General features: G+C 55.4%; 10 protein-coding genes and 1 tRNA gene. 5 read left to right on the forward strand and 6 right to left on the reverse strand.

Annotated features, from left to right (window positions below; genetic code table 11):
• The first annotated feature begins 131 nt into the window (after positions 1-131).
• Entirely contained in the window at positions 132-1,676 is a 1,545-nt protein-coding gene (locus tag ACR0KN_RS03760) for a trimethylamine methyltransferase family protein (RefSeq protein ID WP_480651464.1), read from the forward strand.
• A gap of 54 nt (positions 1,677-1,730) precedes the next feature.
• On the opposite strand, the gene ACR0KN_RS03765 is transcribed toward ACR0KN_RS03760, so the two are convergent.
• Both ACR0KN_RS03765 and ACR0KN_RS03770 read right to left on the reverse strand, forming a co-directional pair.
• Complete coding sequence (locus tag ACR0KN_RS03765) at positions 1,731-1,976, reverse strand: EF-hand domain-containing protein (protein ID WP_170539906.1); 246 nt, start codon at positions 1,974-1,976, stop codon at positions 1,731-1,733.
• A 542-nt stretch (positions 1,977-2,518) separates the two neighbouring features.
• On the reverse strand, positions 2,519-6,136 hold the full coding sequence (locus ACR0KN_RS03770) for a vitamin B12-dependent ribonucleotide reductase (RefSeq protein ID WP_480651465.1): 3,618 nt from the start codon (positions 6,134-6,136) through the stop codon (positions 2,519-2,521).
• 525 nt (positions 6,137-6,661) lie between these two features.
• Between ACR0KN_RS03770 and ACR0KN_RS03775 the strand changes: the two genes are divergently transcribed.
• Positions 6,662-7,114 (forward strand): hypothetical protein, encoded by a 453-nt coding sequence (locus ACR0KN_RS03775; protein WP_480617327.1) that lies wholly within the window; start codon positions 6,662-6,664, stop codon positions 7,112-7,114.
• A gap of 9 nt (positions 7,115-7,123) precedes the next feature.
• On the opposite strand, the gene ACR0KN_RS03780 is transcribed toward ACR0KN_RS03775, so the two are convergent.
• The 4 genes from ACR0KN_RS03780 to pdxH form a co-directional block, all read right to left on the reverse strand.
• Positions 7,124-7,200 (reverse strand) — tRNA-Pro (locus ACR0KN_RS03780).
• Positions 7,201-7,243: 43 nt separating this feature from the next.
• Positions 7,244-7,708, reverse strand: a complete 465-nt coding sequence (locus ACR0KN_RS03785) for a DUF192 domain-containing protein (protein WP_480651466.1) — start codon at positions 7,706-7,708, stop codon at positions 7,244-7,246.
• Positions 7,709-7,718: 10 nt separating this feature from the next.
• Complete coding sequence (locus ACR0KN_RS03790; protein ID WP_260026218.1) at positions 7,719-8,246, reverse strand: cold-shock protein; 528 nt, start codon at positions 8,244-8,246, stop codon at positions 7,719-7,721.
• Positions 8,247-8,367: 121 nt separating this feature from the next.
• Positions 8,368-8,973, reverse strand: coding sequence for a pyridoxamine 5'-phosphate oxidase (pdxH, locus tag ACR0KN_RS03795; RefSeq protein ID WP_480651467.1), 606 nt, complete (start codon positions 8,971-8,973; stop codon positions 8,368-8,370).
• A gap of 134 nt (positions 8,974-9,107) precedes the next feature.
• Between pdxH and fabI the strand changes: the two genes are divergently transcribed.
• The 3 genes from fabI to ACR0KN_RS03810 are packed head-to-tail and all read left to right on the forward strand — an operon-like array spanning position 9,108 to position 11,645.
• Positions 9,108-9,914 carry an enoyl-ACP reductase FabI gene (gene fabI / locus ACR0KN_RS03800; RefSeq protein WP_480651468.1) on the forward strand — a complete coding sequence of 269 codons (807 nt, stop codon included), beginning with the start codon at positions 9,108-9,110 and terminating at the stop codon, positions 9,912-9,914.
• 6 nt (positions 9,915-9,920) lie between these two features.
• Complete coding sequence (gene gpt, locus ACR0KN_RS03805) at positions 9,921-10,430, forward strand: xanthine phosphoribosyltransferase (protein WP_010440275.1); 510 nt, start codon at positions 9,921-9,923, stop codon at positions 10,428-10,430.
• A 39-nt stretch (positions 10,431-10,469) separates the two neighbouring features.
• Positions 10,470-11,645 (forward strand): aminotransferase, encoded by a 1,176-nt coding sequence (locus ACR0KN_RS03810; RefSeq protein WP_480651470.1) that lies wholly within the window; start codon positions 10,470-10,472, stop codon positions 11,643-11,645.
• Positions 11,646-11,656 lie beyond the last annotated feature (11 nt).

Below are 11,656 nucleotides of genomic sequence, written 5' to 3' on the forward strand. Positions count from 1 at the left end.
ACAACGAAGTTTGGAAAATACGTCTGGTCAGCCGCACCATCGGAGCGGATCGTGGACGTGCGGCACGAGGGCGACCAGCAGCGGTCTGAGTTCACTCAACCCAATACGCATTTCTTCGACCGGATTCCAAAATGAACGAACAAACCCGAAACTCATCCCGTAGCGGTGGCCGCGCTGCACGCCGTGCAGCCCGCGCCTCGGCACTGCCAGAGCATTTGCGCCCTATTCGACCCGGCATGGAGGGTGGAACGCTGAAGGTACTGACTCAGCACCAGATTGAGCGTATCCATGAGGCCGCATTGACGGCGCTGGAAACTATCGGACTTGCCGATGCGCCACAAAGCGGGATCGATTATCTGGTGGCCGCCGGTTGTTCCCTAGGCGACGATGGCCGCATCCGCTTCCCGCGTGCATTGGTCGAAGACACTATCGCCAAAGCAAATCGTTCGGTCACGCTGTACAGCCGGGATGGAAAGTCCGATCTGGAACTGTCGGGAAACCGGGTTCACTATGGAACGGCCGGGGCGGCGGTCAGCATGGTCGATGTGCACGGGCAGGAATATCGTGATTCGACCCTTCAGGATCTCCACGATGCCTCCCGCATCTGTGAACAGCTTGAAAACATTCACTTTGTTCAACGTCCTATGGTGTGTCGCGATATTGCGGACAACCTCGAGATGGACCTGAACACGGTCTACGCCACCACTTCCGGTACGTTCAAACACATCGGCACGTCCTTTACTGAACCCAGCCATGTCGCACCCGCGATCGAAATGCTGCACATGATTGCAGGCGGAGAGGACAAGTGGCGCGAACGGCCTTTCATGTCCAACTCCAACTGTTTTGTTGTACCACCGATGAAATTCGCCACCGAAAGCTGCGAGGTGATGGAGGAATGCATCAGGGCTGGCATGCCGGTTCTGCTGCTGTCCGCCGGCATGGCCGGAGCCACAGCGCCCTCGACAGTTGCCGGGGCGATAACGCAAGCCACGGCTGAATGTCTGGCCGGTTTGGTTTATGTAAACGCCGTAAAGCCCGGTGCGCCTGCGATTTTTGGCACCTGGCCCTTTGGGTTGGATCTGCGCACCGGTGCAATGTCTATCGGCTCTGGGGAACAAGCCCTGCTAACCGCTGGTTGTGCCCAAATGCACCATTTCTATGACCTGCCTGGCGGAGCCGCCGCGGGTGCATCGGACGCGAAACTGCCTGATATGCAGGCTGGTTGGGAACAGATGTGCTCCAACGTCATGGCCGGACTTTCGGGCCTGAATATGGTTTATGAGGCCGCAGGCATGCACGCCTCACTGCTGGGCTTCTGCCATGAGAGCTTAATCCTAAGCGACGATCTGATCGGACAAGCGCAGCGCTGCGTACGTGGAATTGAAGTGTCGGATGAAACTCTGGCGCTGGATCAGATGGCCGAGGTCTGCATGGGCGGCCCCGGTCACTATCTAGGGACAGATGCGACACTGGGCCGTATGCAGGCGGACTACGTCTATCCAACCTTTGGCGACCGTTCGTCTCCAAAAGAATGGGTTGAACTTGGAAAACCTGATCTGATCGAGAAAGCGGTGAAGCGGAAAGAAGAGATTCTGGCGGTGCCATCCTCGGCCAGATTTGATCCTCTTCTGGATGCCGAACTCCGCGACAGATTTAACATTCACTTGCCTTCGTAACCTACTGAAATATAAGCGGCCCGAATAAATCGGGCCGCCATTTTTCTAAGTGGATCAACCGTTGGAGGGCGGCAACAGTCCTGCCTGTTGGGCGATTGTGATCTCATCCTGATCTAGCGCGCCGTCGCCGTTTGCGTCCATCTGCGCGAAACCCTCGGCGTCAACTTCTGGCACAACGGCCTGAACCTCGTCGATTGTCAGCACGCCATCGCCGTTGGTGTCAGCTGCGTTCTGGGCCAACGCCAATGTCGGAAGTCCAAGGGCCAGCGCCGAGATTACGGCCAATTTCTGCGGTTTCATATTTGCCTCCTGAGTGTGTCTTCTTAAGTGTTTGCGTCCGGACATGCGCCAAAAGAAAGCCACTCAAAGGACAAGTCACCCGCTCCGATTGATTTTGCTCCATTCGGGCCAATCTCTGCGTGTTTGCCCGAGTCGCATCTGCGGAGGTTTGCCGGGCAAAATGGCCCACACAGGTTTCGGCAACTCTTGCCCGACCCGGGCGAGATAATCTGGCAATCCCCTGCTCAAAAACCGACTCGCACTTGAAAAAAGAAAGGGGGCCGAAGCCCCCTGTCAGTTTCGCCTTCCAGGCTCATTTCGTTGACCGCCCGGTGTTTTTTTGCCTGCGGCCTGGACTGCGCATGGGACGAGCGCACCCGCCCCGTGAGAGAGTGGGAGGGAGCAAATATTCCGCCCCACCCTGTTCCCGGCCAACACGGGCATGTCGGCCGAGTGGACCAAGGCATCGATGGTAAGTCTCAGCGCCTTGCTCCGTATTCGTCGGGGTCGGTACCTGTGGCAGCTATCCGACCCCTGCACCCCGGGTTGCCGGGGCGCTAAACTCAGCTACACCCGCTTGTCGCGCCACAAGTGTTGCACTTCATGCAGGTGCCGTTGCGCACCAACGTGTAGTTTCCACATTCCCCGCAGGGATCACCCTCGTATCCTTGCATCTTTGCTTTGGTGCGGGCGTCCATTCCTGTCGCAACTGCTGTTTCCGCAGGTGCATCAAATGTGGCTGCGGTTTCGGCCATTCCGGTCACATCAGATTGACCACCGTTGAAGACCATCAGATCCTGTGGCAGACGCTTACGCAGATAGCCGGTCGAGCTGATTTGTTTCAACACTTCCAATGACTTGGTCGCCGCAGTTTCACTGATTTCTGAAACATTCGAAAGACCGTCTTCTTCGCCCCTACCCAAATCATCAAAGGTTGCGCCTTCTGGCTTCACATGGGCCAGATCGGTGCGGTCCAGATAGGACACGGCCAGTTCACGGAATATGTAATCCAGGATCGACGTTGCGTTCTTGATCGAGTCGTTGCCCTGAACCATTCCCGCAGGTTCGAACTTGGTGAAGGTGAAGGCGTCGACAAACTCCTCCAGCGGCACGCCGTATTGCAGACCGACTGACACGGCGATGGCAAAGTTGTTCATCATCGCTCGGAAGCCAGCACCTTCCTTGTGCATGTCGATGAAAATCTCACCCAGCTTGCCGTCTTCGAACTCACCGGTGCGCAGATAGACCTTGTGGCCGCCAACGATCGCCTTTTGGGTATAACCTTTGCGGCGATGCGGCAGTTTCTCGCGATGGCTGCGGATCATTTCCTTGACCACGACCTTCTCGATTACCTTCTCGGCCAGAACGACGGCTTTTTCCTGCGTCGAACCGCTTTCCAGCATTTCTGCTGCTTCGTCGTCGTCCTCAACCAGTGCCGCGGCCAGAGGCTGAGACAGTTTCGAGCCGTCACGATAGAGTGCGTTCGCCTTCACACCCAACGACCAGCTGAGTTCATAAGCCTTCTGGCAATCCTCGATGGTGGCGTCATTCGGCATGTTGATCGTCTTCGAGATCGCGCCCGAGATGAAGCTCTGCGCTGCAGCCATCATGGTGATGTGGCTATCAACCCCAAGGAAACGCTTACCTTTCTTTCCACACGGGTTGGCGCAGTCGAAGATCGAGTAGTGCTCTTCCTTCAGATGCGGCGCGCCTTCCAGTGTCATGGTTCCGCAGACATGGTCGTTCGCTGCGTCGATATCCGCCTTGGTAAAGCCCAGATGGCGCAGGAGATCGAAAGTCGGGTCATTCAGCTTGGTCGCCGGGATACCCAGAACGCCGGTGCAGAAATCCTCGCCCAGCGTCCACTGGTTGAAGACAAACCGGATGTCGAACGCGCTTTCCAGCGCAGCATCCACTTTCGCCAACTCGTTGGGGCCAAACCCGTGGCCGGTCAGCGAGGTGTGGTTGATCCCCGGCGCGTTTCCGATGGTTCCGTGACCAACCGCGTAGCCCACGATCTCTTCGATCTGAGCCGAGGAATAGCCCAGCTTCTCGAGCGCCGAAGGCACCGAACGGTTGATGATCTTGAAGTAGCCACCACCGGCCAGCTTTTTGAATTTAACCAGCGCAAAATCAGGCTCGATCCCGGTTGTGTCGCAGTCCATCACCAGACCAATAGTGCCGGTCGGTGCGATAACTGTGGCCTGCGCGTTGCGATAACCGTTCTTCTCGCCGAGGCTCAGAGCCTCATCCCAAGCGGACATGGCCAGATCGACCAGACGTTTATCCGGACAGTTGCCGTGATCCAAAGGCACCGGCTTCACCGCCAGTTTCTCATAACCCTCGGTCACGCCCTGCGATGCGCGGCGGTGGTTACGGATGACGCGCAGCATGTGGTCGGCGTTGCGCTCATAGCCTTTGAACGGCCCCAACTCTCCGGCGATCTCAGCTGAGGTCGCATAAGCCACACCGGTCATGATTGCGGTCAGCGCGCCACAGATCGACCGACCCTCGTCCGAGTCATAGCTGTAGCCCATGTTCATCAGCAGCCCGCCGATGTTCGCGTAACCTAGACCCAGCGTGCGGAAGTCATAGGACAGCTGCGCGATTTCCTTCGACGGGAACTGCGCCATGGTCACCGAGATTTCCAGCGTCAGGGTCCACAGCCGCGAGGCGTGCATGTAATCCGCCGCCTGGAACTCACCATCCTTGAGGAAGGTCAGCAGGTTCATCGAGGCCAGGTTACAGGCCGTGTCATCGAGGAACATGTATTCCGAGCACGGGTTCGATCCGCGAATCTCACCGTCTTCGGGGCATGTGTGCCATTCGTTGACGGTATCGTGGAACTGAATGCCCGGATCGGCGCAGGCCCATGCTGCGTGGCCGACTTTCTCCCACAGATCGCGTGCCTTGACGGTGCGAGCAACCTTGCCGTCGGTACGGTTGATCAGTTCCCAATCGGCGTCTTTCTCAACGGCAGTCAGAAAGGCGTTGGTCACGCGGATCGAGTTGTTCGAGTTCTGGCCAGAAACCGAGCTGTAGGCTTCCGAATCCCAGTCCGTGTCATAGGTCGGGAATTCGATGCTGTCGTGGCCCTGCTTGGCGTAATCCAGCACGCGCTTGATATAAGTCTCGGGGATCGCGACCTTTTTCGCCTCGCGAACCGCTTTCTTCAGGCTGTCATTCTTATTGGGATCATACGCATCATCCTGCGCGCCGTCCCAGCTGCGGATGGCCTCGAAAATGCCATTCAGCATCTTCTCGTGCATCTTTGATCCGGCAACGATCGAGGCCACCTTCTGCTCTTCGATCACCTTCCATTCGATGAATTGCTCGATGTCCGGGTGATCTGCATCGACGATCACCATCTTTGCTGCCCGACGGGTTGTCCCGCCTGATTTGATCGCGCCAGCGGCGCGGTCGCCGATCTTGAGAAAGCCCATCAGGCCCGAGGATTTACCGCCACCCGACAACGCCTCGCCTTCTGCGCGCAGATGGCTGAAGTTGGTCCCGGTACCAGAGCCGTATTTGAACAGGCGCGCCTCACGCACCCACAGATCCATAATGCCACCTTCGTTCACCAGATCATCGTCCACTGACTGGATAAAGCAGGCGTGTGGTTGCGGATGCTCATAGGCGGATTTCGATTTAGTCAGCTTGCCGGTTTTATAGTCGACATAATGGTGCCCCTGTGCCGGACCATCGATGCCATAGGCCCAGTGCAGACCCGTGTTGAACCATTGCGGCGAGTTCGGTGCAGCACGCTGGGTCGCCAGCATATAGCGCATCTCGTCGAAATAGGCGCGCGCGTCTTCCTCGGTCGAGAAATAGCCGCCCTTCCAACCCCAATAGGCCCAAGCGCCTGCGAGACGGTCGAACACCTGTTTCGAAGACGTCTCACCATCAAATTCAGCGCCATCAGCGGGGACCGAACGCCACAGGAATTCAGGAACGTCCTTTTCCTTAACCTTCTTCAGCTTGGACGGAACACCTGCCTTGCGGAAGTACTTTTGCGCGATGACGTCGCTGGCGACCTGGCTCCACTTTGCGGGCACTTCGATTTCGTCGAGACGGAATACGATTGTGCCGTCCGGATTGCGAATCTCGGATGTTGCGGACACAAAATCCAGATCGGCATATGCATCCTGTCCAGGTTTGGTGAATTTTCTTTCAATTTTCATGTCCGCTGCCCCAGCTACGATCTGTCCAAATTTTAGTACCCGGCACAAAATCTTGATGTCGCGGTGTGCCGCCCGCACTGCCGGAATATTGAGACGCAAGGGACCAAGCGCTGCCGATAACAGCGCAGAACCGTAAATACGGTTTCACGTCATATTGGTTTGCATTCCGTCCCTCGTCCGATGCCTTTTCTGGTTATTGCTACCAGATTTAGTGGCTCGTCCTTCGGCCTATACAATCTGACGTATATTCCCATAGATGGTCAACGGGCTTTTTCAGTCATTTTTGGAATCTTTTAGCTTGACCTGATCTGACGAACCGGCGGTTTCTTGCCGGATCGCGATTCCTCCACAGGCCTGTCCCCGGATACCAATCAATCTACGTTCGTTGCGTCAGAGTGATTTCTCTTTTTTTCCACCACAGTTAGAGGAAATTGATCAACCAGTCCGGCATTAAGGACATATTCAGAGAATCATCGTCACCGCAATGTGGCGCGTGCCATAGTTTGTAAATCACGACATTTCTGGATGGGAAATCTATTCAACATGCGTTTGATTTCGTTGTTAACTATTATGGGCTTAATCGTGTCCTGCACAGCACAGGACGTTCCGCCTGCGTCACGTAGCGCTCAATTCGATGGGTACCCGCAGAACCTGTTCAATTCCTTCAAGACAGACTGCGCTGGCCCTGGCGACAAATTCGTCAAAACCGGGACAAGCAGTTTTGAATGCCGCGAAATACTTTCGCCCGAGGCGACAGCCTATCTGATTCTCAATTTTGATGGATATTCTCAAAATCTGCCGAAGATCGTGACGCGGCTAAGCTCAGCAAAGAATCAAGCAGGCTACCGTGTGGATGCCGAATTGTTTTTTATCGTTCCCCAAAAAAGCGGAAGCACACTTAAGATTCCAATCGAAAGCGATGAATTGGACAGGGATTTTTCCAGACTCTACACCGACTATGGCGGAACGCCGGTGTAAGAGTGGAAATGGTCGGGGCGGCAGGATTCGAACCTACGACCCCCTGTACCCAAAACAGGTGCGCTACCAGACTGCGCCACGCCCCGGACCGTGCGCCTTCCTAAACGTGCCGATCTGATTTGAAAAGCCCTAACAAGGCCAAATTGCAGGACCTTGCGAAAAAACTTGGTGACGCATCTGTGTTCCTGGTCGAATACCATAGCGCGCAGCAAGTCCCGCATTGATTTCAAGCACGGCATAAACCGAATCGCCGCCTTCGATCGGGGTCAGATCGCCGGGGATCGCACCCTCATGCACGCGGGTGACGGTTCCTGCTTTGTCGGTAAAGATCATGTCCAAAGGGATCAGCGTGTTCTTCATCCAAAACGCCACCCGCTGCGGTGGATCAAAGATGAACAGCATGCCAGAGCGACTAGGCATATTCTCACGAAACATCAGCCCGCGTGATCGTTCCTGAGGGGTAACGGCTAACTCGATATCAAATCGAACCTGCGCAAGTTCATTTCGCAACTCAACACGGTCAGCACGGCATTCGGCTTGCGCGCCACCACTGATCAGAAATGTCAGGGCCGCTACGAGTAATGCTGTTCTCATACTTTAAGACCTAGGTGTTCAACGCCGCTTCCCAGGCAAGAACCTGTGCCGCCATCCGTCCGCGTTTTCCGTCAATCACACGCATGGCCAAGGCTTCTCCCGGTTGCAGATCTGCAAGACCTGAACGGCGAAGAACCTCAATGTGCAAGAATACATCTTCGCTGCTTCCGAAGACATTAGCAAAGCCGAATCCCTTGCCTTTGTCGAACCATTTGACACGCGCTGCCTCTAATGGAGCATTGCCGATCACGGTCGGATCAAGCTCCGCAAAGTCGGCCAGCATCATTGTTTCTGCCCGCACGGGTGGATCAACGCTGATCACTTCGACCGCCTGAACACCGCGATCAGTTTTGTGCGTCATAATCTCGATACCAGCACCGTCGGCGACCGAGCTTTGACCAAAATTGCGCAACACATTGACATGCAACAGAATGTCCGGACCGCCATCGTCGGACACAACAAATCCGTATCCCTTTGCGGGATCGAACCATTTAACGTGTCCATGGACGCGATACATGCTGTTCAAATCTTCTGGCACTGTTTTCCCGTTACGATAATAGGCAAGCCGTTAAGGGTTTGTTGTTTATGATATTCACTCGCAAATTCAAGCTGAAAAAAACTATTAATAGCAATCAGTTGCATTTCGCGGTACGCGAACATCACGGATTCAACCTCTGCACTTGCCAATCGGAATCGGCGTTACGCCTCTTCCATTGAAACCTGTCATGCAACCTGAAGGCTCCATCAGCCCAGAATTCCACTTCGACAGGTGAAACCCGATACCCTCCCCAGAATTCCGGGCGCGGCGGATTGGGTCCCAACTTTGCCGTCACCTTTGCCACCTCGGCCATCAAAGATGCCCGGCTCTCCAGAGGTTGCGACTGGCGAGAGGCCCAGGCACCCAGACGGCTCTTAAGCGAGCGCGAGGCATAATACGCGTCTGCCCCAGGCCCGTCTTCTTTGCCGACTATACCACGAACTCGAATTTGACGCCGCAAAGATTTCCAGTGCATCACAAATGCCGCTTTATGGGCACTGTCCAGTTCCTGTGCCTTGGCGCTGTTATAGTTCGTATAGAAGACAAATGCGTCTTTTTCGATTTCTTTCAGCAGAACCATTCTTGCATTAGGCAAACCTTCCGAATCCACGGTTGCCAATGCAATCGCGTTCGGATCGTTTGGTTCGGTCTTTTCCGCCTCAGCCAGCCACCGACCCGCGATTTCAAACGGATCAGTCCCGGCAAAGATGCCATTATGCTCGTTCATTTCCATCCCCTGGAAATAATTAACCCGACCCTAAGGCGAGAACCCGCTGCGGGCAAGAGCGCATGGCCTTGCCGCAGGACAATCAATGGCATAAACCAACTCAACACAATGCGACGACAGGCGGAGAACCGAAGATGTCAAATCAGTTGATGGCCGGAAAACGCGGCCTCATCATGGGACTGGCCAATGACAAATCAATCGCATGGGGGATAGCCCGCGCCTTGTCCGACGCCGGGGCCGAACTGGCCTTTTCCTATCAGGGAGAGGCGCTGAAAAAACGTGTCGACCCGCTGGCTGCGCAATTGGGCAGCGAAATCGTTCTGCCCTGCGATGTCAGCGACGAGGAATCGATTGATAACCTTTTCAACTCGCTTGAAGATAAATGGGGAAGGCTTGACTTTGTTGTTCACGCCATTGGCTTTTCTGACAAGAACGAGCTTCGTGGGCGCTACGTCGACACATCGCGCGCTAACTTCAATCTGACGATGGACGTATCAGTCTACTCTTTTACAGCCGTTATGCAGCGCGCAGAGAAGATGATGGGCGAAGGCGGTAGCGCAGTCACCCTCACCTACTACGGCGCTGAACAGGTCATGCCCCATTATAATGTTATGGGTGTCGCCAAGGCTGCGCTTGAGGCATCGGTCAAATATCTGGCTGAGGATCTGGGAAAAGACGGTATTCGCGTCAACTCGATCTCGGCGGGTCCAATCAAGACACTCGCAGCCAGCGGCATCGGCGATTTCCGCTATATCATGAAGTGGAACGAGTATAATTCTCCGCTGCGTCGCAACGTGACCATCGATGATGTCGGCAAATCGGCGCTGTACCTGCTGTCAGACCTCAGCAGCGGTGTGACCGGAGAGAATCTGCACGTGGATTCGGGATATCACATCGTCGGAATGAAGGCCGTCGACGCGCCGGATGTTGAAAAAGGATAAAAGACCATGAGCGCCAAGGACCGCCTGCCCCACGAAAAAGGCTTCCACATCAGCTGGGATCAGATTCATCGCGACTCGCGCGCCCTGGCTTGGCGTCTGGATGGGCAAGGTCCAGATGATGGCGCTTGGCGTGCCGTCGTAGCGATCACTCGAGGCGGAATGGCTCCTGCGATGATCGTCAGCCGTGAACTGGATATCCGCACGGTCGATACCGTCAGCGTGCGGTCGTATCACCACCAGTCACAGGGTGAGGCTGAGATTCTAAAAGCCCCCAATGCTGATTTGATGGGCGATGGGACCGGTATCCTGATCATAGATGATCTGGTCGACAGTGGAAAAACGCTTGAACTCGTGCGCGAAATGTATCCCAAGGCTCATTTCGCGACCGTATATGCCAAACCCAAGGGACGACCGATGGTTGATACTTTTATTACCGAGGTCAGCCAAGACACCTGGATCTTCTTCCCATGGGATATGGCCTTGCAATATGTCGAACCTTACCGGGGTACCGATTGATCAAGCGTTTTGCTTGAACGCTAAAAACACGGACTTTCCATGAATATGACCCGTACCACCGCCACCTTTGCCCCTCCGGTGATGGAGGCGCGGCGTTGGTTGGACGGGGTCGAGTTTCCTGAAGACCGTCCGCTGATCAATGTCAGTCAAGCGGCTCCGGTCGATCCACCGCCATTGGCCTTGCGGCAAGCTATGGCCGAATTCGCAGTCGAACAGGACAGCGCACATCTCTATGGCCCAGTTCTGGGCAATGATGAATTACGGACCGAGCTGGCTGTACAGATCAGCCAACACTATGAAGCAAGAGTTAAGGCTAATCAGGTCGCGATTACTTCGGGCTGTAATCAGGCTTTCTCGGCCGTGATCGCGGCGATCACGGATCAGGGTGATGAGGTCATTCTGCCAACCCCGTGGTATTTCAATCACAAAATGTGGCTGGATATGGCCGGTGTCAAAGCCATCGACTTGCCCACCGGTAACGATCTATTGCCCGACCCCGAGATGGCGTGCGCACTGATCACCGAGAAAACGCGGGCCATTGCATTGGTAACGCCGAACAACCCCGGTGGTGTCGAATACCCATCAGACCTGGTACGCCGCTTCTATGAACTCGCGCAGGAAACAGGGATTCGTCTGTTGGTTGATGAAACCTATCGCGATTTCGACAGCCGATCTGGTGCGCCACATGAATTGTTCCAGCAGCCTGATTGGTGCGAAACCTTTGTGCATCTCTACTCGTTCTCGAAAGCCTATCGCCTGACTGGGCACCGAGTCGGCGCAATTGCTGCCGGTTCACCGCTTTTGTCGGAGATTGAGAAGTTTTTGGACACTGTTGCGATCTGCCCCGGCCAGATCGGTCAATTCGCTGCGCTTTGGGGAATGCAGAACCTATCTCATTGGGTTGCCAGTGAGCGTGATGAGGTTCTCGACCGAAGAGCTGCAATTGCCGAAGGAATGCCTCGGCTAGAGGCAAAAGGCTGGCGTCTTCTGGGGCTGGGTGCCTACTTCGCCTATCTCGAACACCCCTATCAAATCGCGTCGGACGATTTGGCCCGGCAGTTGGTGCCTGAGGCGGGCATTCTGCTGTTGCCCGGAACCATGTTCATGCCCGCGCATGACCCGGCTGGGAAACAACAGGTCCGCATCGCATTTGCCAATCTCGACCGCACCGGAATCGCGCAATTGTTCGACCGTTTGCAGGCCCTGTCCTTCTAAGCTTGCCCCTC

It is taken from the genome of Ruegeria sp. AP7, assembly GCF_056539905.1.